Raw genomic sequence first — 25,048 nt, 5'->3', positions numbered from 1 at the left:
CATTTTCCTTCCTTAAAAGAAAAATATTACTATTAGCATTTCAACGAGGCCAGAAACATGCACACCCCCTGTTATGATATGCTGCCCACCTACAGGAGATAAGGATTTCTTTACCCTCATTATTTTTACATATTTGGATCACGATATAGCTCAGCAGCATAGCTGTCATCAATTACAAAGTCTCCCAGGGATAACGGTGACCGGCCGGGTATGCCATGAAAATCCGAACCACCTGTTACCATCAGATTATAACGGTTGGCCATTTCCAGATACCGTGCCGTATCCTCACTGTCATGCTTCGGATAAAAGGCTTCAACACCTTCTATCCCCTGTTTAAGCAGCTGCTCCACCAAGACATCATCCCTTATCAGCTTTGGATGAGCCAATACAGGAATCCCCCCGCTTTGCTTTATCAGATCTATTATTTCACCAGGTTCAAGACGAAAATGGGAAACATATGCAGGACGCCCCTTCTCCAGGATTTCCTCAAAGCATGCCCTTACTGATGAAAAATACCCTTTCTTCACCATAGCCTGTGCAATGTGTGAACGACTGATGGAAGTACTGTCCTCGGCAATTTCCAACACATCCGTTTCGGAAATATCATACTCCATCTCCTGCAGTTTTTTAACAATACTGGAAAATCTGGACCATCTTGCCTCCACAACATCATTCAGCTTATCAGTCAGATTTTTGTCATAAATATCAATATTGTAACCCAAAATATGAATTTCCTGGGTCTCATGATGTGCACTAAACTCTATCCCGGGTATTATCTTGATACCCTTGGCCGGATAAAGCCCCGCCTCATACAGCTGACAAATACCATTTACTGTGTCATGATCAGTAATGGCAATATAATTAAGGCCTGCTGCCTTTGCAGCATCCACAATTTCCTCAGGATTCAACAGCCCATCGGAGCATCGGGTGTGCATATGTAAATCACTTGACATAGATTTTCTCTCCATCACATGGTTTTAGCGATATATATTCGCAATTTTAACCAAAAGTCCTGCTTTGAGCACCTAAGACTTTACTGATCTTCATTTATCAGAATTCTTTCTATTCCTGTGGAACGATTAGTAGCGTCCTCGATGTCCACTATTACAGCCGAATACACTGCAGGACCATCAGCCAATTCAAACCTCACAGGCATGCAGGATGTAAATTTTTTAATAATAATATCAGCTTTAACGCCCAGAACAGAATTCAACGGTCCCACCATTCCCAGATCGGTAATATATGCAGTACCGTTAGGCAAAATCCTCTGGTCAGCAGTCTGAATATGGGTATGTGTCCCCACTACTGCCTGAACCCTGCCATCGAGATAATATCCCATAGCCATTTTTTCAGATGTAGTTTCAGCATGAAAATCCAATATGGTAATATCAGCCTGATCTTTTATTTCAGAAAGCACATCCTCGATTTTCTGGAAGGGACAATCCATCTCCGGCATAAAAGCACGGCCGGACATATTAACAACAGCAATATTTTTAGCCTTGAAAGGATAAATACACCATCCTTTTCCCGGCGCCCCTTCAGGGTAATTGGCCGGCCGTATCAGATACGGCTCAGAATCAATCAAGCCATAAACTTCACGGTTATCCCAAATATGATTACCGGAGGTAATGATATCTGCGCCATTATTATACAGCTCATCCAGTGATTTTCGGCTCACGCCTTTGCCACCGGCAGAATTCTCACCATTCACTATTACAACATCAACATTATGTTTTTGACGAAGCTCCCGGGTATGCCTGGCAAAAGCCTTGCGTCCAGGCCGTCCCACTACATCGCCAACAATCATCAATCTCATGGATATTACCTCACATAATCAGGCAGGTCAAAGAGCCACCTGCCTGCAATAACGCCATTGCTCAAATTTTCCCCAGAAGGAAAATATTCCAATCAGCATTTTACCGAAGGGCACTAGCTCTACGCCGCACTAGGCGGGAGATATGCCCACCGCCTATTATTCATTTCTTCCCCCACCTAAAGAGGAAGAGGACATCTTAAGCTCATTATATATAATCGTTACCAAAAACCATTACTCTGCCCTCTTCACGGACAGCCACCACAGATTCATTGATACGATTTTCCTTCAGGAATCTGATACGATGGTCTATCATTTCGGCCTGGGTGGCCAACAAATCCTCATCAGCATTTTTATTATCATCAGCTAAGATATTATCACCAAACCTGTCTTTCAACAAGTGCAGCAGCAATCCAACCTCATTGTGGGAAAAAGTTGCTAAATCCCTGTATATATGAAGAGAATAATCAGAATAAAACAGGGCGAACTCCGCATCACGGCTATATTCAATATCATGATACAGCTTGATACTGTCAATAATAAACTGCTTATCAGCCACAAAGGTATCAGGATCCGGTTCCCCTTTTACGGAAACTTCCATGATTATGGCCTTGCGCCTGGAGTCCAAGGTAATTTTGGAAAACTCCGGATAACATATCAGCAACGATGCCAATAATTGAACACTGTCCATGCTAACTTCACTTTCAGTACTGTTTGAATGCTCCATATTACCTACCCCCTTCAACATAATGACAAAAAATTCTAAAGAGCCGGCTAATCTGCCGGCTCGCTCATATCTTTTTTGAGAACACCCATATTAATTTCATTTGCAGGTAAATCCAACAAGTGTTCAGTACATGATTATTATACCTTATATTAGACTTCTTTTCCAGTCTTTGTTCCTGGCTATAATAAAAACAAAATCGGGCTGTTGCAGATGCAACAGCCCGACACTTAATGTCCCCAGTTATTATTTAGCATAATCCACTACCCGGGTTTCGCGGATAATGGTTGCCTTGATCTGTCCTGGATATTCCAGCTCAGCCTCAATTTTCTTGACGATATCATGTGCCAGTGCAACTGACTCAACATCATCTACCTTATCAGGTTTAACCATGACACGAATCTCACGACCTGCCTGAATAGCAAAGCATCTCTCAACACCATTAAAGCTTTCGGCAATCTCCTCCAGCCTGCTCAGTCTCTTGAGATAAGTCTCCAGACTTTCACGACGGGCTCCAGGGCGCGCAGCTGACACTGCATCCGCAGCGGCTACCAATACAGCTTCTACCGTCATAGGCTGCTCATCACCATGATGAGCTGCAATTGCATTAATAACCAGCTTGGATTCCCTGTATTTCTTGGCAATATCTGCACCAATAGTGACATGTGTTCCTTCGACTTCATTATCTATTGATTTACCAATATCATGAATCAGACCGGCCCTCTTGGCCAACATAACATCCACGCCAAGCTCAGCGGCCATCATCCCTGCCAAATGCGCAACTTCAACGGAATGATTTAATACATTCTGTCCATAACTTGTCCGATAGCGCAAACGGCCCAACAGCTTCACAATCTCTGGATGCAGTCCATGAACTCCCGTATCAAAGGTAGCCTGTTCACCAGCCTCCTTGATACGCTGATCCACCTCACGGCGAGCCTTTTCAACCATTTCCTCTATACGGGCAGGATGAATACGACCATCCGTAATCAACTTTTCCAGGGCAATTCTGGCCACCTCACGGCGGACAGGATCAAATCCAGAAAGAATTACTGCTTCCGGAGTATCATCAATAATCAGGTCTATACCGGTCATAGTCTCCAAGGCGCGGATATTACGCCCTTCACGACCAATAATGCGTCCCTTCATCTCATCATTAGGTAATGCCACAACAGAAACTGTGGTTTCTGCCACATGATCAGCAGCACAGCGCTGAATAGCCAGAGATATAATGTTTCTGGCTTTTTTCTCTGCCTCATCCTTGGTCTGCTGTTCGTACTCCTTAATCATCAATGCTTTTTCGTGTTTCAGTTCTTCCTCAACCTCAACCAAAAGCATGTTTTTTGCATCTTCAGTGGAAAGTCCTGATATTCTTTCCAGTTCAACCTTCTGTTTTTCGTGAAGTTCATTGACCTCAGCACGCGCTTTTTCCAATTTTGCTTCTCTGGAGGAAAGGTTTTCTTCCTTTTTCTCCAAGGCATCAATCTTACGGTCAAGATTTTCTTCCTTCTGTACTACACGGCGTTCATGACGCTGGATTTCGGATCGGCGTTCACGAGTATCCTTATCAAGCTCCTGACGAAGACGATGAACATCTTCCTTCGCCTCGAGCATTTTCATTTTTTTAGCAGCCTCACCTTTTTCCTCAGCGTCTCTCACAATGCGTCGTGCTTCTTCTTCAGCAGAACCGATCTGCTTCTCTGCAGATTGCTTACGCATCATATATCCACAAAAGCCACCGATAATAAGTGCACCAACAGCTGCCACAACTATCTCAATGATAATAACACACCCCCTTTTTAATTAATAAGCCATTTAAGCATTAATTATCATCAAAATTGACTGTATATGACCACACAGCCATTCTATTATATTGTACTGAAATTAGTAAACAGTGTCAAGGAAGGATACCCTAGGAGCCCATTATTTGCGCCATTCTGAAGTATCAAAAATCAATGTCACAGGACCATCATTCTCCGACACCACCTTCATGTCTGCACCAAATTCTCCATGCTGAACAACAAAACCTTTTAAACGGCACAGCTCCAAAAATTTTTCGTAAAGGGGGATTGCCATGGAAGGCTTACCTGCCCCCGAAAAGCTGGGCCTGCGGCTTTTCAGATCTGCAAACAGCGTAAACTGGGATATCACCAGGAGACTCCCTCCTACAGTTTCCAGATTCAGGTTCATCTTACCCTTTTCATCAGAAAAAATCCTGCAATTGCATATTTTTTCAGCTAAAATCTCCACATCACTTTCCGTATCATCAGGCGCAATTCCCAACAAAACCAAAAAGCCCCTGCCAATTGAACCATTAATTTTTTCTTCTATTTCCACTGACGCAGAATTTACACGGGTAACTACGGCTTTCATATCAAAACTATCCTCCATACAGAATATATTTTTTCTATACAAAAAAGGCCCGCATTTGCAGCAGGCCCTTTGCCTAAAACAATACCATATTATTGTATCATAATTAATATTATTTACCAGCCTTCATTCTGTTCATGGCACTAAACAATGCCATGATGGAAGCGGTAATAATATCTGTATCCATCCCGGCCCCCCAGGTTATTTTCCCATCAGGCCCGGTAATGCCAATATATGCCATGGCCCGGGAATTGGCACCTATTTCAAGAGCATGCTCACTATAGGTCAAGTCTGTATACTTAATATCGGTATTTTCCTGAATGGCGTTTGAAACAGCATCCAGGCGGCCATTCCCCTTGGCCTGGAAGGTAACCGGCTTACCATCAATTTCAAGATCAACAACACCGGAGCGGCTGCCATCAACATCCTTTTTCAGAATAAAATCTATCAATTTATAAGGTGCTTCCACATTTACATAATTATCGTGGAAAATCTGATAAATTTCATCCGGCATCAATTCCTTATGCTTGTGATCGGAAACGCTCTTTACGCAATATCCAAAGTCCTCACGCATTTTCTTCGGCATGGAAATTCCGTATTTCTGTTCCATGATAAAGGCTACCCCGCCCTTACCCGACTGACTGTTAATACGAATTACATCGCCATCGTACTCCCTGCCCACATCATGAGGATCTATAGGCAGATACGGTGTGGTCCAATGATCAGGATCTTCTTCATCACGCCACTTCATCCCCTTGGCAATAGCATCCTGATGTGACCCTGAAAAAGCTGCAAACACCAATGCTCCAGCATATGGCTGACGAGGAGGCACCTGCATTCTGGTAACCTTTTCATAGAGATCAACCAGCTTTGGCATATCCGTAAAATCCAGTTTTGGATCAACACCTAAAACAAACATGTTCATGGCCAGGGTAACAATATCCACATTACCTGTACGCTCACCGTTACCAAACAAAGTCCCTTCTACACGGTCAGCACCTGCCAATAGGCCAAGCTCTGTATCCGCTACACCACAGCCCCTGTCATTATGTGGATGAAGGGACAGCTCTATTGCATCACGGTACTTGATATTTTGAGAAATATATGCTACCTGCATGGCATACACATGAGGCATCGACATTTCAACTGTTACCGGAATATTGATGATGGCCTTGTGCTCCGGCGTTGGCTTCCAAACATCAAGAACGGCATTACATACTTCCAGGGCATATTCAGGCTCCGTACCGGTAAAGCTCTCCGGAGAATATTCAAAGCGATAATCAGCACCGGCTTCCTCTGTAAGCTTCTTTAAAAGCTTTGCACCATCAATGGCAATCTGTTTTATTTCCTCCCTGGACATTCTGAAAACCTGCTGTCGCTGTGCTACAGAAGTGGAATTATAAACATGTACTATGGCATTCTTTACCCCTTCCAGAGCCTCAAAGGTTTTTTTGATAATATGCTCACGGGCCTGGGTCAATACCTGCACGGTAACATCGTCAGGAATAAGATTTTCTTCAACAAGACGACGGAGAAATGCATATTCTGTTTCCGAAGCAGCGGGAAAACCTACCTCAATTTCTTTAAAGCCCACTTCCACCAGCATCTTAAAGAACTCTATTTTCTCATCAAGGCTCATTGGAATAATCAATGCCTGATTACCATCCCGCAAATCCACAGAACACCATTTAGGCGCCTTGTCAGGGAATTCCTTATACATCCAGCTCATATCTGGTTTTGGTGGCATATAATAGCCCTTGGAATATTTTGTATAATTCTTCATTGCACTCTCCCCTTTTTATTTATGGAAATGATTAATTTTTCTTTCTGAACATACTGTAACTGTACCTAAACAAAAAACCCTTCATCTCCAAAGAGACGAAAGGCTGCCTTTCGTGGTACCACTCAATTTTGTACTTATAAACAAAGTACACACTCACCGGACATTATCAGCAACACCTAATTAAATGCCCTCCTGATATAACGGTCAGCTCCGGCTCCACCTACCACCACTGCTACACACCTGCGGCTTCAGCTGGCTGCTCCGAGGCCAGTTCACCAAGAATCATCTGCCGGCTCGCACCTACCGCCAGCTCTCTATAAGACTCCCCAAGGCTAATACTCCTCATCAACACATTCACATATTCACCTGACTCGTTAAATATATCACAGCCCAATCTAATTTTCAAGATGTTATAATAAAAAAATATACTATTTGTAAAGTTTTTGTCCTTGTATAAAAGTCATTTGTTCATTTTTCTATATAAATCAATTTAGGGAAATATTTCATATTGAGTAATTGGAAAAAATAAATTATAATGCAGTCGAAAACCATCATCATACCTTTATTCAAGTTTTTTTAAGCAGAAAGCTGCTCAATTTGATGTATTCCACCAAAGGACCCGATTGCAGAATAATATGGGTTTATATTAAGGAGGGATTTCTCATGATCAAAGACAGTATGAAAAAGCACAAAGGCAGCTGTCAAGCCTTAACAGGCAAAATCAGGACTATTCTCGCAATAATGATTGCGTTCTGTTGTATGATTGGGCTGAGCAATGTTTCGCCCGCCGAGGCCACCATCAACATGTACAATGTTGATACCGGTGTGCAGGGAATTATTGGTACCTGGCTCGAGGATGGCTCACCTAATTCCCGAACACTAAAAATCAATCCCGGTTACACTTATGAACTAATTGAACCTAATGGTGCAACCACACATGGCACCATAAAAGTTTGGGTTGAAGAATATATTGACGGCTCCTATGTCCCTTGGTTTAACTTTACCGATAACGACGGACACCGCTGGGCTGACTTTGCAAAAAATGATTTAGACGGCTCCCTGCAGACAGATCTCTGGTCTGGGCAGGACGGTGCCATGCATTTTGCACGCTGCAACAACAATGATTACGCAGCTACAAGCGAAGGAGTAGCACCAAAGGATTATCTTGGTGTGTGGGGCTGTGGTCGCTGCACCATAGCAATTGAAAAAAAGGCCAACGCCTATATAGCAACCATTACCTGGGCAAACAGCGCCGCCGAACAACGGGAGTGGGTTTATAACTGCCGTTATGATAAACAAAATGCCATTCTGGTATCACCAGGAAATGGCATATGCACCGACTCTATTGTCTACGACAATGGGAAGGAAGCCGACATCAATGTATATGATGATGGCAGCTGTGAGTTTATCATGCGTGAAGGTGTACTGAAATGGAAGGATAAAAAAGAAAATGCTGCCCAGGACATGGATTTCATCCGTTGACAGTAGCTGCTGATATACATATACCTGCTGCAATGTCCGCTCCGATAATATCCGGCAGCAACTGAACAATGGTCACGGTACCACAAAAAAACAACCCCGTCTTCAGGATGCACAGTCAATCAGACTGACATTCTCATGAAGACGGGGTCGTTTTTTATTTATCAAGCCTTGTTAAATGAAATATGACCATCGGTCATCGTCATGGACACATTGTCCCCTTCAGCTACATCGCCTCTGATAATGGCCTTGGATAATTCTGTTTCAATCACACGGGTCAGAAGCCTCCGTAATGGTCTGGCGCCAAAGTCAGGATCGTAGCCTTCCTCTGTCAGGAACTGCAATACTTCATCATCCCAGCTAAGGGTAATCTTTATCTGCCTGCTTACCCTCTCATTAAGACTCTTGAGCATAAGATTGGCAATGGCCTTCACCTGTTCCTTGGCAAGGGACTTAAACACCACGATATCATCTACCCGGTTCAGGAACTCAGGACGGAAATAGTCCTTCAGCAGCTCTTTTACAGCTGCCTCGGCTTCACTGTACTCCTTATTCAAGATCTCATGAGACCCCAAATTGGAAGTCATAATGATAACCGTATTCTTAAAGTTTACAACTCTTCCCTTACCATCAGTAAGCCGCCCATCATCCAAAATCTGCAGCAGCACATTAAAGACATCCCGGTGAGCTTTTTCTATCTCATCCAATAATATAACACTATATGGCTGCCGCCGAACCGCTTCGGTAAGCTGTCCCCCTTCCTCATAGCCCACATAGCCCGGAGGAGCACCTATAAGCCTTGCTACCGAATGCTTCTCCATATATTCACTCATATCAATGCGGATCATACTGCGTTCAGAATCAAACAACGCCTCTGCCAGCGTCTTGGCCAGCTCGGTCTTGCCCACACCTGTCGGACCCAAAAAGATAAAGGAGCCTATCGGCCTGTCAGGAGCCTTGATACCAGCCCGGGCCCGAAGGATAGCCTCACTTACAACAGTTACAGCCTCATCCTGCCCCACAACCCTTTCATGAAGATTGTCCTCCAGATGCAGAAGCTTCTCCCGTTCACCGGTCATCATCTTTGTTACAGGAATACCTGTCCAGCGGCTTACCACCTTGGCAATATCCTCTTCACCTACCTCTTCCTTGAGAAGCTGGTTATCACCGGCCTTGGCCGCAATAGCTGCTTCTTCCTCCTGGAGCTTCTTTTCCAGTTCCGGAAGTTTTCCATATTTCAGTTCAGACAGCCGGCTCAGATCATATTCCCTTTCAGCGGTTTCCATTTGACTCCGTACCGCATCCATTTCTTTTTTTATGCCCCTGATACGCAGAATGGACTGATGCTCAGAATCCCACTCTTCCTGCAGAGCCTCCTGCTCCTGCTGCAGCTTTGTTTTTTCTGCCTGTATTGCAGCCAGCTTTTCCTTTCCTGCCGTATCAGTTTCCTTTTGCAGCGCCTGTTCTTCAATCTCCAGCTGCAATATCTTGCGGCGAACCTCATCCAGTGGAGCAGGCATTGATTCTATCTCTGTCCTCAGCTTGGCTGCAGCTTCATCAACCAAATCAATGGCCTTGTCCGGGAGGAATCTGTCAGAAATATACCTGTCTGACAGGACAGCTGCAGATACCAGCGCAGCATCCCTGATTCTTACGCCATGATGCACCTCATAACGTTCCTTGAGCCCACGAAGAATGGAAATTGTATCCTCCACACTCGGTTCGCCCACCATGACAGGCTGAAAACGACGCTCCAGGGCTGTATCCTTTTCGATGTATTTACGGTATTCATTCAGTGTTGTCGCACCAATACATCTGAGCTCGCCCCTTGCCATCATAGGTTTCAGCAAATTGCCTGCATCCATGGATCCTTCAGAAGCCCCTGCTCCCACAACGGTATGCACCTCATCAATGAATAATAAAATCTGTCCATCAGACTTCACAACCTCGTTGAGTACTGCCTTTAAACGCTCCTCAAACTCACCACGGTACTTGGCGCCGGCGATCAAAGCTCCCATATCCAGTGAGTACAGTGTCTTACTTTTCAGTGATTCAGGCACATCACCAGCTACAATACGGCGGGCCAGGCCTTCAACTATGGCGGTTTTACCAACTCCCGGCTCACCAATTAGCACAGGATTGTTTTTGGTACGGCGAGACAGTATTTCTATGGTCCGGCGAATTTCCTCATCCCGTCCTATTACAGGATCAAGTTTTCCTTGTCTGGCTATCTGGGTAAGATCCCGTCCATATTTTTCCAAGGCCTGATAGCTTTCCTCCGGATTGGCTGAATTAACACTTTGCTTCCTGTTCTTCTTGATTGAATCAGCAACCTTGCTTCTGGTAAGTCCAAACTGACGGCATATCTCCTTGGCTTCTTCCCCGCCATCCTCACATATTGCCAAAAGCAAATGCTCAGTGCTTATGTAGGAGTCACCCATTTCCCCTGACAATTGGTCGGCCCTGGCCATAACACGGCCCAGTTCGACACTCATGGTAAGGCGGTCCTGCCCTTTTACGCTTGGAATTTTCTTTAGCTGATTTTCAAGGCTGGCCTGCAGGGACCTGATATCCACCTGTAAATCATTGAAAACTGTTTCCAGAAGTCCCTCCGGCTCCTTGGAAAGCGCCAGCAGTACATGCAGCGAGCCAATCTCCTGATGATAGTGAAGCGCCGCATTTTGCTGGGCAGATTGCAGTGTATTTAAAACTCTTTGAGTATATTTTTCCTGTTCCATATATATCCCTCCAAACTATGTATATATATATTCCTATGGTTATTATAAAACAATTAGTCAAAAAGTCAATATATTTTTAGACTTTTTGACTAATTAAGTATAAATCCGCCTGTCCCCAAGCTTAAGCTTTTACACACAAAAAAGTGGGCTGCTTCCAGCCCACTGAATCATATCACTTGAAGCTCCTTATACTTACCTTAAAGATTGTCCCCTTTCCCAGCTCGCTTTCAACATCTATACGCCCATTATGGGCCTCAACAATACTTTTGGCAATGGCAAGTCCCAATCCGTTACCACCCATTGCTCTCGAGCGTGCCTTGTCCACGCGGAAAAATCTTTCGAACAGCTTCTTGATGTCTTCATGAGATATACCAATACCATTATCCCTGACAGAAAAATACAGATTGTTTCCCTTTTTACCATCAAAGGACATGGTTACCTCACCACCATTATGGGTGTATTTGATGGCATTATCCACTAAGATCAGCATGAGCTGTTGGATTTTCTGTTCATCACCCTTGCAGGTAGCTTCTCCCACAGCGTTCAGGGTAATAGTTATATCCTTTTTTTCAGCCAAAGGCTGCATTTTCCTGCTAAGCTGCTCCATCAGTGCAATAATGTCAAATTCATGAATATTAAGTTTTTCAGCATTATTGTCCGAGCGGGCAATCTGCAGTAATGAGCCCACAAGAGCAGACATTTTTTTTACTTCATCCTTTAAATCCAAAACCACCTGTTTTAAAAATGGTGATTCGATGGCCGGGTCATTTAACAGCAAATCAGCTGATGCCATAATAACGCTTAAAGGTGTTCGTAGCTCATGGGATGCATCTGCCGTAAACTGCCGTTGCCTGTAGTATGCCTGTTGCATTGTCCCCACAATGCGTCCGGAGACAATATGCCCAAGAATAATTGCTGCCAATAATGCTATAAAGGAAATACCACCGTAAAAATATGCGGCTTTTCTGATGCCCTTATACAGTGCAGAAACATCCTTTCCCAGGTACACCATACCGATTTTTTCTCCAGTTGCCAGCCTTACATCACAGGCAGTCATCATCAGCACTTTTGGTTTTTCCTCATCCTGCTTTTGAACGAATACTGCAACGTCTTCTACCGGAACCTCCCCGGCCTTGATTACCTCCAGCACATCGTTTTCTATACGCTCAGGAGCTCTTGAATAATTTTGAAGCTTACCACTTTTATCATAAGTATAAAAGAACATTCTCTCCCTTTTTCCCAGGTCATCACCACCGATATAAACCCCGTTCAAGGTCAGGGCAGATTCGGTCTCTGAAACGGAATGCACCATCTCTGACAATTCATGGGCCTGCTCGGATGTTACGGCCCACTCCATGGTCTGATGAGCCAAAAAAATAATGATGATAAACAATCCAAACATCAACAGTGAATATATGGCTGTGAGACGCATACGACTGCGGGAGAATACGCCTTTGGTATTAGTACTATTTTGTTTCAAGTTTATAGCCAACTCCCCTGATCGTACTGATCATAATTCGACCATCTGCCAGATCCAGCTTTTTCCTGATCAGCTTGACATAAGAATCAATATTATTGGAGCTGACATCAGATTCTATGCCCCAAATCCTGTCCAGGATAATTTCTCTTGGCACCACTATTCCTATATTCTGCACAAGAAGATCAAAAATCTGAAATTCCCGTGGAGAAAGCTGTACCTCCTGATTTCCCTTCATTAACAGCTTAGAAGTTCTGTCCAGGGTAAAGCCGGCCAATTCCACAATATCCTGCTGAATCTTTTGGCTGCTGCGCCGACTGAGTGCCCTTAATCTTGCCATAAGCTCTGAAAACTCAAATGGCTTTACCAGGTAATCATCTGCCCCGGCATCCAGTCCTGTTACCCTGTCCTCCACGGCGTCCCTGGCTGTCAGAAGGAGTATGGCCCGCTGATAACCATCAGCCCGCAATCTGCGGCATGCATCCACACCTGTTTCCTTCGGCATCATCCAGTCCAGAATCAGCACATCAAACTCTTCATACATGGCACATTCGTAAATCAGATCACCTGTAGTCACCCACTCAGTGGATATGCCATCCTTTTCAAGCATATACTGAGTCAGCTTTCCAAGCTTCATATCATCCTCTGCCAATAAAACTCTCACAATGTTCACCCCATCCCAAACCCGGAAAGCTGTGGGGCAGATATACCGCCCTGGGCAAAGCCCCCTCAGTTTCCTTTTAATCTACATAATAGTAACATATTTTGAAAAATAACTGAAAGCTACGGGACAATTACACGGGAAATACCAATCGACCTGAAATCCCCTGAGTGCTCCATCACCCCGGCAAATAAAAAATACGCCAAAAATAAAAAGAGATGTGAAAGCGCCCAGCTATCACATCTCCTTCGAATTATCAATTAAACATTGGACCTGGTGAATTTATCACGCAAAATTACATCATGGGATCCACCTTCCACGATACTGGTGGATGATACCAGGGTCAGACGGGCCTTTTGCTGCAGTTCAGGAATGGTGAGTGCACCACAGTTGCACATGGTGGAGCGTATCTTGTTAAGGGTAACGCCCACATTATCCTTCAGGGAGCCTGCATAAGGAACATAAGAATCAACGCCCTCCTCAAAAGAAAGCTTCTTTGCTCCACCCAGATCATAACGCATCCAGTTGCGGGCACGGTTGGAGCCTTCACCCCAATACTCCTTATAATAGTTACCATTGATCTTGATTTTATCTGTAGGGCTCTCATCAAATCTTGAGAAATACCTTCCCAGCATCATAAAATCTGCTCCCATTGCCAAGGCCAGGGTCATATGGTAATCATGAACTATACCACCATCGGAACAAACAGGGATATAAACTCCTGTCTCCTGGAAATATTCATCACGGGCCTTGCAGACATCAATGAGGGCCGTAGCCTGACCACGGCCAATACCCTTGGTTTCACGGGTAATACATATAGAGCCGCCGCCAATACCAACCTTTATGAAATCTGCACCGGCTTCTGCCAAAAATCTGAAGCCGTCCTTATCAACTACATTACCTGCTCCTACCTTTACATCCTCGCCGAAATGCTCATGAATGTATTTAAGGGTAATACGCTGCCATTCGGAGAAACCCTCTGAGGAATCTATACAAAGAACATCCGCACCAGCCTTTAAGAGAGCAGGAACACGCTCAGCATAATCGCGGGTGTTAATACCGGCACCTACTATATAACGCTTTTTGCTGTCAATAAGCTCCAGCTCATTTTCCTTATTGTCGGTATAATCCTTACGGAATACCATATACCGCAAGCGCTGATTATTATCAACCAATGGAAGCATGTTCAGTTTATGCTCCCAAATCAGGTCATTTGCCTCAGACAACGTTGTATCAGCATCAGCATAAACAAGTTTTTCAAAAGGAGTCATAAACTCAGAAGCTGGTGTATCCATAGCCATACGGGTGATACGATAATCACGGCTGGTAACAATTCCCAGCAGTTTGCCTGTGGCCTCACCATCGTCAGTGACAGCCATGGTTGAGTGACCAGTCTTTTCCTTCAGGGCCAAAATCTCTTCCAAAGTGGTAGAAGGCTTTATATTGGAATCACTGCTTACAAAACCGGACTTAAAATTCTTAACTCTGGCAACCATAGCTGCCTCATCTTCTATTGACTGCGAGCCATAAATAAATGACACTCCACCCTCACGGGCCAAAGCTATAGCCATACTGTCATTGGAAACCGACTGCATAATAGCAGAGGTCATCGGAATATTCATCGACAGCTTTGGCTCCTCACCTTTTTTGTACTTTACCAGCGGTGTCCGCAAGGAAACATTTGCCGGTATGCACTTATCAGATGAATACCCAGGAACCAATAAATACTCTCCAAAAGTGTGTGAAGGTTCATCAAAATAGAATGCCAACATAATCCCTTCTTTTCTGTAATATTTTCCTTCTTCTGACCTTAGGCTGTTCGTACCGGTCAAAAGAGATTGTTACTATATTAGTACAATATACCAGTATTGTCAAACAAAAAAGAGCTGCCTTGTCCAAAGACAGCCCTTCCGGCCAATTATTCTACTGTAACTGATTTTGCCAGATTTCTTGGCTTATCCACATCTGCTCCACGGGTGATGGCAGTATAGTATGATAACAGCTGCAATGGCAGCACTGCCAACAACGGAATAAGCATCTCATCAGTACGGGGAACAAAAATAACATGATCTGCATATTTTACAAGCTCGGCGTCACCCTGGGCTGCTATACCAATAACAACAGCATCACGGGCCTTAACCTCCTTGATATTGCTTAAGGTTTTATCATAGACACTCTTTTGGGTAGCAAGAGCCACTACAGGTACTCCCTGAGTGATAAGTGCCAGTGTTCCATGCTTCAGTTCACCGGCAGCATATGCCTCGGCATGTATATAGGATATCTCCTTCAGCTTCAGGGAGCCTTCAAGGGCAACCTCATAATCAAGGGCGCGCCCGATAAAGAACACATCATTGTTAAAACCGTATTTCTTGGCAAATACCTTAATCGGCTCAACATCTTCCAGGGTTTCACTGATCTGGGCAGGAATGTCCTTCAGCATGGACAGCAGTTCCTTCATCCGCCTAGGTGCCACAGTTCCCCGAAGGCCAGCCATATAAGCTCCCAACAGGAACATCACTATCAACTGGGTTGTATATGCCTTGGTGGAAGCAACAGCTATCTCCGGGCCGGCCCAGGTATAAATGACCTGCTCAGCCTCACGGGCAATTGATGAGCCCACCACATTGGTAACTGCAAGGGTTTTGGAGCCAAGGCGTTTTGCTTCCTTCAGGGCAGCCAAGGTATCAATAGTCTCCCCTGACTGACTTACAACAATAGTAAGAGTATTATCATCTATGATTGGCTGACGATACCTGAATTCAGATGCGATATCCACCTCAACAGGAACCCTGGCCATACGCTCTATGTAGTACTTGCCCACAAGGCCTGCGTGATAAGCTGTGCCACAGGCAACAATAAAGATTTTGGAGAAGGAATTAACATATTCTTCAGTCCATCCCAACTCATCCAAAACTACTGCTGAGGAATCCTTGGTGATCCTGGAAGACAAGGTATCACGGACTGCCTTTGGCTGCTCATGAATCTCCTTGAGCATAAAATGCTCATAACCACCCTTTTCAGCAGCTTCAGCGTTCCAATTAACCTCAAATACCTTCTTGGTAACAGGCTCGCCCAGACTGTTGGTAATCCACACTGAATCCTTCTTGACCACAGCAAGCTCACCATCATTGACAATGTAGGTACGGCGTGTTCTGGCAATAATAGCCGGAATATCAGATGCGATGAGGTTTTCTCCATCCCCCAGACCGATTACCAATGGATTATCCTGTTTGGTACAAATCAGCTTATCAGGATCGTGTTTGGACATAAACACAATAGCATATGAACCCTCGATACGCTTCAAAACCTCCCGTACAGATGCTTCAAAATCGCCATTGTATACCTCTTCCAAAAGATGCGGCAAAACCTCAGTATCTGTTTCAGAACGAAACTTATGGCCTTTGGCAATAAGCTCCTCTTTTAATTCAAGATAGTTCTCAATAATACCATTATGCACCACGGCAAAATCACCATGGCAGTCAGTATGGGGATGAGAGTTGGTATCGGATGGACGACCATGAGTTGCCCAACGGGTATGACCAATACCCACAAAGCCTTCAGGAACATGCCCTTCAATCTTCTCCTCCAACGCTGATAATCTGCCAACTGATTTCTCAACACAAATGATTTCATCATTGAGTACTGCAATGCCGGCGGAATCATATCCACGGTACTCCAGCTTGGTCAGGCCCTCAATCAAAAACTGAGCCGCCTGATTGCTGCCTACATAACCTACAATACCACACATAATAGAACCTCCTTTACATGGGAAGTCCTGTGCCTAACCTCATAAGCTGCTTTGTGCTGCAGTCACCTGCAGTTTTAACAGATTTTCACGACCGGTAGAGCCGAGAGGCATCCGCTGATAAATCGACAACCTCTTCCTCGTCACCTTGCAGAACAACCACAAGGCCATGCGCTAAAACATATAGTTTTTTCAATTACACTGACATCAGGAGCTTCCAAAACAAAACGATAATTAAGGCTATTGCCAAAATTACGAACCTTATTCTAATTGATTAACCTATAATAGTCAAGAAAAAGTTAAACGCCATTAATTTGGTAACAGCATCAAAAAAGCGATGCAATTTAAAGGCCGTGAAAAACCAATGTCTCTCACGGCCCCTGTATTCACATCAAAACAACACGGTCAGGTATTACATCATACCAGGCATGCCACCCATTGCACCTGCACCGGCCATTGGGTTAGCAGCACCCTCAGGAGCTGGCTTATCTGCAACCAGTGTCTCAGTGGTGAGAACCATAGCAGCGATGGAAGCTGCATTCTGCAGAGCAGATCTGGTAACCTTGGCAGGATCAACAATACCATTGGAAATCATATCCACATATTCGCCCTTATAGGCATCAAATCCAACACCTACCTTGCTGTTCTTTACTTCAGCAACTACTACGGAGCCTTCAAGGCCAGCATTGTTGGCAATCTGACGAACAGGCTCCTCAACTGCACGGCGTACAATATTGATACCAGTCTTAACATCGCCCTCTGCGTCAAGAGAATCCAAGGAAGGAAGAATATCAATAAAGGTGGTACCGCCACCGGCTACAATGCCTTCCTCTACGGCAGCACGGGTTGCATGGAGAGCATCCTCAACACGGAGTTTCTTGTCCTTCATTTCAACTTCGGTAGCAGCACCTATTTCAATAACAGCTACACCACCAGACAGTTTAGCCAAACGCTCCTGGAGCTTCTCCTTGTCAAAGTCAGAAGTAGTATCTGCAATCTGCTTCTTAATCTGTTCAACACGGGAAGCAATTGCACTCTTGTCACCCATACCATCAACAATGGTAGTATTCTCCTTGGATGAGTGAATCTGACGGGCACGGCCAAGATCTTCAATAGTTACGCTGTCCAGCTTACGGCCAAGCTCTTCAGAAATCAACTGACCACCGGTGAGAATTGCAATATCCTCCAGCATGGCCTTACGGCGATCACCAAAGCCAGGAGCCTTAACTGCCAAAGCCTTGAAGGTACCACGCAGCTTGTTGACAACGATGGTTGCCAGAGCCTCACCATCGAGATCCTCAGCAATAATAACAAGTTCCTTGCCCATCTTAACAACCTGCTCCAAAATAGGGAGAATGTCGTTGACAGTAGAAATCTTCTTGTCGGTTATGAGAATATAAGGATCATTCATAACTGCTTCCATCTTGTCAGTATCAGTAACCATATAAGGGGAAATATACCCACGATCAAACTGCATACCTTCTACAACGGAAAGGCTGGTCTCCATACCCTTGGATTCCTCAACGGTAATAACACCTTCCTTGCCAACCTTCTCCATAGCATCAGCTATGTACTGACCAATCTCCTCATCAGCAGAGGAAACTGTAGCAACCTGGGCAATAGCCTCCTGAGACTCTACAGGCTTTGCAACCTTCTGAATTTCTGCTACCAATGTCTTAACGGCCTTTTCAATACCCTTCTTTAATACCATAGGGTTTGCACCGGCAGCAACATTGCGCATGCCTTCATGAATCATGGCCTGGGCAAGGAGAGTTGCTGTTGTGGTACCATCACCGGCAATATCATTTGTCTTGGTAGCAACCTGACGGACCAGCTGAGCTCCCATATTTTCAAATGGATCTTCCAATTCAATATCACGGGCAATGGTAACACCATCATTAGTGATAGTAGGAGCACCAAACTTTTTGTCCAGTACCACATTGCGGCCCTTTGGACCAAGGGTAACCTTTACAGCATTTGCCAGTGCATCTACACCCTTTTCCAATGCACGACGAGCTTCTTCATCAAATAAAATCTGCTTTGCCATTATATTTGCCTCCCAATTTATATAAAGATAAACCGCCAAGCGGTAATTTATTCAACAATACCCAATATATCGCTCTGACGAACAATCAGATAATCCTTACCATCAACCTTTACCTCTGTTCCGGCATACTTGGAATAAAGAACATTGTCGCCAACCTTTACTTCCATAGCGATACGGTTGCCATCCTTATCATAAGAGCCTGGGCCTGCTGCCACAATAACACCCTTCATTGGCTTTTCCTTTGCAGTATCAGCAAGAATAATCCCACTTGCTGTCTTTGTTTCAGCCTCAGCTACCTCAATGACAACCCTGTCTCCTAATGGTTTAATCATATGTATACGCCTCCTAAAAGATAATTGATAAATTTTATTGTTAGCACTCTTTTTATCTGAGTGCTAACTCCGAGTATTATGATAAATCCTTTTGAACAAAAAATCAAGTAAAAAGTCAAAAAAACAAAAAAAGAGAAATGAATATCCATCCATACTCATTTCCCTGTCAAAATATTCCTTATTTTGTTGCCGCACGGATAATGGCCTCAGCCACTTCCTTAAGGTTTTTTCTCTTGGCCATGCTGTATTTTTGTATACGGTTAAAGGCTTCACTTTCACTGATATTATGGGCATCCATTAATATCCCCTTTGCCCTGTCCAGCAGTTTTCGCATCTCAAGAGTGTCCTTCACCTTAAAAAGCTCATCCTCCAGGCTGTTCATTTCCCTATACCTGGACATAGCCACCTCTATGGCCGGGAACAGATTGGATTCCTGTACCGGTTTGATCAGATAAGCCAACACACCGGCATCGGTAGCCCGCTTGACAATATCCGCCTGACTGAAGGCTGTCAGTAAAATAACCGGAGCTATCTTTTCCTTGCCAATGATTTTAGCGGCAGATATTCCATCCATTTCCGGCATCTTAATGTCCAGAATACATAAATCCGGTTTCAGCTTTCTTGCCAGTTCAAGTGCCTGTCGACCGTTAACAGCCTCGCCAATGACCTGATGTCCGGCGTCCTCCAGCAATTCTTTGATATCCATTCTTATTATAGACTCGTTATCTGCAATGATAATTTTCAGGGAATCCATCAATACTCTCCTCCCACAGTCACTTTAGGTATATGCAAAATACAATGGGTACCATGATCATTTTTGAACTCAATTGTTCCACCGATATCATCCTGTACCAGCGTTTTAACAATCTGAAGTCCCAGGGACTTGGACATATCCGGGTCAAAGTCATCCGGCATCCCGGCGCCATCATCATAAAGATCAAGTACATAGCCATCTGCTGTTATCTCAGTACGCAAGCCTATCATACCTGCTTTCTTTCCCTTAAAACCATGCTCTACCGAATTCAATATAAGCTCATTGATTATCACCGCCAGATTGCTGGCATTTTGTGACGACAGTACCACCTCCGGGCCTTCTATCCGGCTGGATAACTCGAATTCCCGGTCCACCATGTTTGGAACAACACTGTCAATGATATTCTTAGTAACCTCAATAACATTAATTTCTTCTTTGTCATGCTGGGAAAGGAATTCATGTACCACCGCCATACTGAGAATCCGGTTGGTACTTTCCTGCAGGGCTGCCCGAACCTCCTTGGAGCTTGAGCGCCGCCCCTGAAGGCGCAACAGGCTGGCAATAGTCTGCAGGTTATTTTTTACCCTGTGATGAATTTCCTGAATCACAGCCGTTTTGATTTTAATTTCCCGATCCTTTTTCCTGATCTGGGTAACATCCGCTAAAAGCAGTATCCGGCATTGCAGTACTCCGGCCTCCTCCACCTTGATATCCCGTTGAAGCAATATCAGGTCATCAACCTGTATTTCCTTTTCAAAGGGCCTGCTGCTGTCAACGATTTCCCGGTGAAGCATTGATTCTATTTCCCTGTCAGGCACACGGCATCCAATCAAATGAGATATGCCCAACACCTGGTATATTCTGGTGGCAGACAAATTTACATATGTAATACGGTTGTTTTTATCAGCTATAATGATTCCCGTATCTGCCAGTATTGGGGCAAAAATCTCCGGATCTATTTTCTTTCTGGAATGCTTCAGCAATATCTCAGCCACATCCAACAGTTTTTTGTAATGCTCCGGAGCTGTGCCATCCTGAATTGTTTCCAGGGTGACTACACCAATTACCTCATTGCCATCCAACACAGGATAAGCATACATATCAAGGGTATTACCCAGCCTCCATTCCCGCCGGCCATGAATATATTTTTTCCGTTCAAAAACAGCGCTTATCAAGGGTTCCTCTGATATGGCTATCTGTTGTCCCAGCTCCGGCAGATCAACCTGACTAAAAAAAGTATGGGGCTTATGATGTTTCATCACCATATAATTCAATGAATCAGACATTTTGACATACAACAACAAATGTGCATGGGTCAAATCAGCTATGAATGGAAAACTCACGCTCATACGCTTAAGTAATTCCGCCTGCATGGCTGTCAGTTTTGTATATTTTCGGTATAATCCTGTATCCGTCTCATGATAATCCATCATATTCATAAGTATTACCCCAATATTTTTCTACAAATCTGTCAGTGCCAGTCCCGGAACGGCATTGAGGTACAAGTCAGAATATCCTCCAGCCAGGGACTGATAATATCCTCTGCACCCAATCATGGCAGCATTATCGGTACAAAGAATCTTATCGGGAAAATAAAATTTAATATTATTTTTTTCCGTAATTTCCCGCAAACGCCTTTCCAATGAACTGTTTGCAGCTACACCACCGGCCAATACCAAAGTATCACAGCCTGTTTCCCTGACAGCATCCAAGGCTTTGGCCAGCAGCACCTCAATTACTGCATTCTGAAAGGATGCCGCCACATCAGCCTTATTGATCTCAATCCCTTTCAGCTTCATGCTGTTTAAGTAATTCAGTACAGCTGATTTCAGGCCGCTGAAGCTGAATTCATAATTGCCTTTTTCCTGCAGTGCCCTTGGAAAATCAATTGCCATCGGATTACCGGCCTGAGCCAGCTTATCTATTTGCGGCCCCCCGGGGTATGGCAGTCCCATAACCCGGGCTACTTTATCAAAAGCCTCCCCCGCAGCATCATCCCGGGTCTGCCCCATCAGCCGAAAGGAGTTATAATCCTTCACATGCACCAGGGAGGTATGCCCACCTGATACCACCAGTGCAACGAAAGGAGGTTTTAATTCAGGCCAGCTGAGAAAATTTGCAAAAATATGTCCCTCCAGATGATTAACGCCAATAAGTGGCACATCCAGCGTAAATGCCAGTGACTTAGCTGCAGAAACACCTACAAGTAATGCCCCCACCAATCCCGGGCCATAGGTAACCGCCACCTGGTCAATATCCTTCAGCTCAACCTCCCCCTGGGATAATGCTTCATCAATTACAGGCATAATGTTGATAATATGCTTTCGGGAAGCAATTTCCGGTACCACACCACCAAATTTTCTATGCACCGGTATCTGAGTGGCAATGATATTTGACAGTATCTTTCTGCCACCCCGGAGTACTGCCGCAGATGTTTCATCACAGCTTGATTCAATAGCCAGTGTAATAATATTATCTTTATCTCTGTTAACCTTATCCATTTTTTCTCTCCGTCATAAGTACCTGTAGAATTCAAATATTGGTATTCCACATAATTTCAGCAGCCTCCACCGGGTTTGAATAATACTTTGGCCTTTGTCCCACACTTTTAAAGCCAAGCCCCTCATATAGCTTAATGGCTGCCATATTGGAAATTCTTGCTTCCAAAGTCAGGGCCGTAACGCCACGGAGCTTCACTTCTTCAATTAGCTTCAGCAACATTTTTCTGCCAATCCCCTTGCGGCGATAATCAGGTGCTATGGCTACATTTGTAATGCTGCCTTCATAGGCCAATATCCAACAGCCCACATAACCAATTATCTTATTATCTGCAGACTCATCCAAAGCCACAAGATAGTATGTATCACTGCTGGATGCATCACGCCAGAAGGATTCCCTGGACCATGGAGTCGCAAAGCACAACTTTTCTACCTCAGCCACAGCGTCAGCATCCTCCGGCAGCATCCGCCTAAAACTTATCATTTATTCTCCACCTGCTCCGGCTTATTATGCCTCTTTTCCCACAGCACCTCAGCCTCAGATTTTCTGATGTATATCGGCTCCATATCCATTACAGACTCCTTGACGCCGTCAGCCAGTTTTTTCAATCCGGCCATGGCTATATTAGCTGCCCTCGGCATCAACATATGTTGGGGTGGAATAATCAGATTATCCGGCAAATCATCCATTTTTGTGAGTTTTTTTTCAGCCATGTCCCCAACGGCCACCACCGGGGTATTGATTTCCCCACATAAATTTATCGCCTGTTCCAGAGAAACTACTTCTATTTTTCGCGTTTCATCAAAAGCTATGCCATTCCATTTATAATGCGCAGTATAAACATTGCCCTTCTGGGCATCCACAAAACCTGCAACAGTAATCCCAGGCATCGGATAATGCCAGGCCATTCCCTCCATAGTAGGAATTCCTACCAAAGGTATATTTAATCCATAGGCAATAGCCTTTGCTGCCGCCAATCCAATTCTCAGTCCGGTAAAGGAGCCTGGCCCAATGCTCACAGCCACGGCCTCCAAATCTCCCCGTGTGACTCCTGCCATAGCCATAACCTTTTCCACATTTGGCAACAAGGTTTCCGAATGGGTCAGTTTATTTTCCACGATTATTTCTGCAAGTAATTTTTTATTGTCAGCGACGGCTACCCCTGACACCATAGTAGCCGTATCCATTGCTAAAATTGGCACAGCTTTTCCACCTCCTGAAAGATATCGCCATATATATTGCCCTTCAATTCAAAGGTGATATGCCGCACATCATCAGATTCTTTTTCAATGGTCAGTAATATATGATCCTCCGGCAGGCAATCTGCAAACTTGTCTGCCCATTCAATCACAACTATGCCTTCAGGCTGATCTGTATAATCATAGAAGCCAATATCCTCAAGCTCATATTCCTGCTCAAGACGATACAAATCAAAATGATATATCGGTAATCTCCCATTATATACATTCATTATATTAAAGGTAGGACTTGTTACATCTCCCTGGACCCCAAGGCCCTTGGCTAAATGCTGCACAAATAAGGTTTTTCCTGCCCCCAGGTCACCTTCCAGGCAAATAACTGCTCCCCTGGAAATTGCTCTGCCAATTTTTTCTCCTATGGAAGCTGTTTCCGCCGGAGATCCTGAAATTATCTCAAACATTATTTCTCCTAAAAGTAGACTCTTATGTATTTATACATGATATTTACTAACATGGAATTTTACCATATTTAAAAGGCAACTACAAATAATACGGAAAATGCCTCTCCCAAAATCCCTCGGTGGGATAACAATATTGGAATAATCCGCCAATCAGTTTCTGCCATATATCCCATGCTTCATATGGGCTTCAGCGGAGGGCAACCATAAATGCAAAAATCACCCTTGCCATAAAGGCAAAGGCGATTTATTGACATATTCCCCCGCTGGTCATAATTGCATTTAATCCCTGATTTTACATTTAATTTTCACTATTTTACCGTCAACGACCTCTATTTCCATCTTTTTATCCTGTCCCGAAGAATAATATGTATATTCAGTATCATCAGGGTCCCTGTCCACTTTATCAGGAGCGCCATAAGCTGCCATAATGGATGCTTCCGGCATACCTACCTGTAATCCGGCAGAAGTGACATTACCGGCTGACCTGGTTCCTATTTCCTCAATGAGATCATAATTATATTCAGCACACTCGACTATTATGTTATTGGGAAAAACAAGCTTATCACCATGACTGGTCACAGGATCACCCAGCTTTGCCCTGGCATCTGTTACACTGCTTCCGGGAGCCACTCCGGAAACAGCTATATCTGTTCCGGGAATTGTGGCATAACACACTGTAGAAGCCATCATAACAAGCCCTGTTGTTAATGCAGTCAGTACATTCTTCATGAAAATTTCTCCTTCCATATTTTATTGAATCCTTCTATATTTAATGCTGGCAACATCCCCCATTTTCATCTCAAAATCAAATCCCACTACAGGATGTAAATATAACGAGCTTTAAGATGTCCCCTTCCTCTTTAGGTGGGGGAAAACAAACTACAACAGCTGGCGAGCATATCTCCCAGCTCGTTGAAACGCTAATTGGAAGATTTTTCTTCTAAAGAAGAAAAATTTGAACAATGG

21 protein-coding genes and 1 other annotated feature are annotated in these 25,048 nt (G+C 44.2%); of the genes, 1 reads left to right on the top strand and 20 read right to left on the bottom strand.

What is annotated here, in order from left to right; translation table 11 throughout:
• Positions 1–125 precede the first annotated feature (125 nt).
• The 6 genes from K6C05_RS07630 to K6C05_RS07605 form a co-directional block, all read right to left on the bottom strand.
• The gene (locus tag K6C05_RS07630) at positions 126–953 is read right to left on the bottom strand and encodes a PHP domain-containing protein (protein ID WP_296733239.1); all 828 of its coding nucleotides are present in this window, start codon (positions 951–953) and stop codon (positions 126–128) included.
• Between the two features lie 80 nt (positions 954–1,033).
• Positions 1,034–1,816, bottom strand: coding sequence for a TIGR00282 family metallophosphoesterase (locus K6C05_RS07625; RefSeq protein WP_296733237.1), 783 nt, complete (start codon positions 1,814–1,816; stop codon positions 1,034–1,036).
• Between the two features lie 205 nt (positions 1,817–2,021).
• Positions 2,022–2,540, bottom strand: coding sequence for a hypothetical protein (locus K6C05_RS07620; RefSeq protein WP_296733236.1), 519 nt, complete (start codon positions 2,538–2,540; stop codon positions 2,022–2,024).
• 243 nt (positions 2,541–2,783) lie between these two features.
• Entirely contained in the window at positions 2,784–4,304 is a 1,521-nt protein-coding gene (rny, locus tag K6C05_RS07615; protein ID WP_296733234.1) for a ribonuclease Y, read from the bottom strand.
• Between the two features lie 156 nt (positions 4,305–4,460).
• Positions 4,461–4,910 (bottom strand): D-aminoacyl-tRNA deacylase, encoded by a 450-nt coding sequence (gene dtd, locus K6C05_RS07610; RefSeq protein WP_296733231.1) that lies wholly within the window; start codon positions 4,908–4,910, stop codon positions 4,461–4,463.
• 109 nt (positions 4,911–5,019) lie between these two features.
• Positions 5,020–6,690: a 2-isopropylmalate synthase gene (locus K6C05_RS07605; protein ID WP_296733229.1), complete on the bottom strand. Its 1,671-nt coding sequence runs from the start codon at positions 6,688–6,690 to the stop codon at positions 5,020–5,022.
• Between the two features lie 88 nt (positions 6,691–6,778).
• Positions 6,779–7,048: a binding site (T-box leader), on the bottom strand.
• A 305-nt stretch (positions 7,049–7,353) separates the two neighbouring features.
• Between K6C05_RS07605 and K6C05_RS07600 the strand changes: the two genes are divergently transcribed.
• On the top strand, positions 7,354–8,172 hold the full coding sequence (locus K6C05_RS07600; RefSeq protein ID WP_296733227.1) for a hypothetical protein: 819 nt from the start codon (positions 7,354–7,356) through the stop codon (positions 8,170–8,172).
• A 161-nt stretch (positions 8,173–8,333) separates the two neighbouring features.
• Here K6C05_RS07600 and clpB read toward each other — a convergent pair whose 3' ends face one another.
• The 14 genes from clpB to K6C05_RS07530 all read right to left on the bottom strand — a co-directional run bounded on the left by clpB (position 8,334) and on the right by K6C05_RS07530 (position 24,829).
• The gene (gene clpB / locus K6C05_RS07595) at positions 8,334–10,907 is read right to left on the bottom strand and encodes an ATP-dependent chaperone ClpB (protein ID WP_296733226.1); all 2,574 of its coding nucleotides are present in this window, start codon (positions 10,905–10,907) and stop codon (positions 8,334–8,336) included.
• Between the two features lie 172 nt (positions 10,908–11,079).
• The gene (locus K6C05_RS07590; RefSeq protein WP_296733223.1) at positions 11,080–12,387 is read right to left on the bottom strand and encodes an ATP-binding protein; all 1,308 of its coding nucleotides are present in this window, start codon (positions 12,385–12,387) and stop codon (positions 11,080–11,082) included.
• On the bottom strand, positions 12,374–13,048 hold the full coding sequence (locus tag K6C05_RS07585; RefSeq protein WP_296733222.1) for a response regulator transcription factor: 675 nt from the start codon (positions 13,046–13,048) through the stop codon (positions 12,374–12,376). The genes K6C05_RS07590 and K6C05_RS07585 overlap by 14 nt, the downstream gene beginning before the upstream one ends.
• Positions 13,049–13,305: 257 nt before the next feature.
• Positions 13,306–14,814, bottom strand: coding sequence for an IMP dehydrogenase (locus tag K6C05_RS07580; RefSeq protein ID WP_296733271.1), 1,509 nt, complete (start codon positions 14,812–14,814; stop codon positions 13,306–13,308).
• 149 nt (positions 14,815–14,963) lie between these two features.
• Complete coding sequence (gene glmS, locus K6C05_RS07575; RefSeq protein WP_296733219.1) at positions 14,964–16,793, bottom strand: glutamine--fructose-6-phosphate transaminase (isomerizing); 1,830 nt, start codon at positions 16,791–16,793, stop codon at positions 14,964–14,966.
• Between the two features lie 409 nt (positions 16,794–17,202).
• Entirely contained in the window at positions 17,203–18,837 is a 1,635-nt protein-coding gene (gene groL / locus K6C05_RS07570; RefSeq protein WP_296733217.1) for a chaperonin GroEL, read from the bottom strand.
• A gap of 47 nt (positions 18,838–18,884) precedes the next feature.
• Positions 18,885–19,169, bottom strand: a complete 285-nt coding sequence (gene groES / locus K6C05_RS07565) for a co-chaperone GroES (protein ID WP_296733214.1) — start codon at positions 19,167–19,169, stop codon at positions 18,885–18,887.
• A gap of 178 nt (positions 19,170–19,347) precedes the next feature.
• Positions 19,348–19,923, bottom strand: coding sequence for a response regulator (locus tag K6C05_RS07560; RefSeq protein ID WP_296733212.1), 576 nt, complete (start codon positions 19,921–19,923; stop codon positions 19,348–19,350).
• A complete protein-coding gene (locus tag K6C05_RS07555) occupies positions 19,923–21,362 on the bottom strand; it encodes a histidine kinase N-terminal domain-containing protein (RefSeq protein WP_296733209.1) in 1,440 nt (479 codons plus the stop codon). Before K6C05_RS07555 ends, K6C05_RS07560 begins: the two co-directional genes overlap by 1 nt.
• A gap of 21 nt (positions 21,363–21,383) precedes the next feature.
• A complete protein-coding gene (gene tsaD / locus K6C05_RS07550; protein WP_296733208.1) occupies positions 21,384–22,424 on the bottom strand; it encodes a tRNA (adenosine(37)-N6)-threonylcarbamoyltransferase complex transferase subunit TsaD in 1,041 nt (346 codons plus the stop codon).
• Between the two features lie 31 nt (positions 22,425–22,455).
• Entirely contained in the window at positions 22,456–22,905 is a 450-nt protein-coding gene (gene rimI, locus K6C05_RS07545; protein ID WP_296733205.1) for a ribosomal protein S18-alanine N-acetyltransferase, read from the bottom strand.
• The gene (gene tsaB, locus K6C05_RS07540; RefSeq protein ID WP_296733204.1) at positions 22,902–23,624 is read right to left on the bottom strand and encodes a tRNA (adenosine(37)-N6)-threonylcarbamoyltransferase complex dimerization subunit type 1 TsaB; all 723 of its coding nucleotides are present in this window, start codon (positions 23,622–23,624) and stop codon (positions 22,902–22,904) included. Before tsaB ends, rimI begins: the two co-directional genes overlap by 4 nt.
• The gene (gene tsaE, locus K6C05_RS07535; protein ID WP_296733202.1) at positions 23,612–24,082 is read right to left on the bottom strand and encodes a tRNA (adenosine(37)-N6)-threonylcarbamoyltransferase complex ATPase subunit type 1 TsaE; all 471 of its coding nucleotides are present in this window, start codon (positions 24,080–24,082) and stop codon (positions 23,612–23,614) included. The genes tsaB and tsaE overlap by 13 nt, the downstream gene beginning before the upstream one ends.
• A gap of 279 nt (positions 24,083–24,361) precedes the next feature.
• Positions 24,362–24,829 (bottom strand): hypothetical protein, encoded by a 468-nt coding sequence (locus tag K6C05_RS07530; protein WP_296733201.1) that lies wholly within the window; start codon positions 24,827–24,829, stop codon positions 24,362–24,364.
• Positions 24,830–25,048: the final 219 nt, after the last annotated feature.

The organism is Anaerovibrio sp. (assembly GCF_024697385.1).
Taxonomy (GTDB): Bacteria; Bacillota; Negativicutes; order Selenomonadales; family Selenomonadaceae; genus Anaerovibrio.
This window is presented reverse-complemented; position numbering and strand designations above follow the sequence as displayed.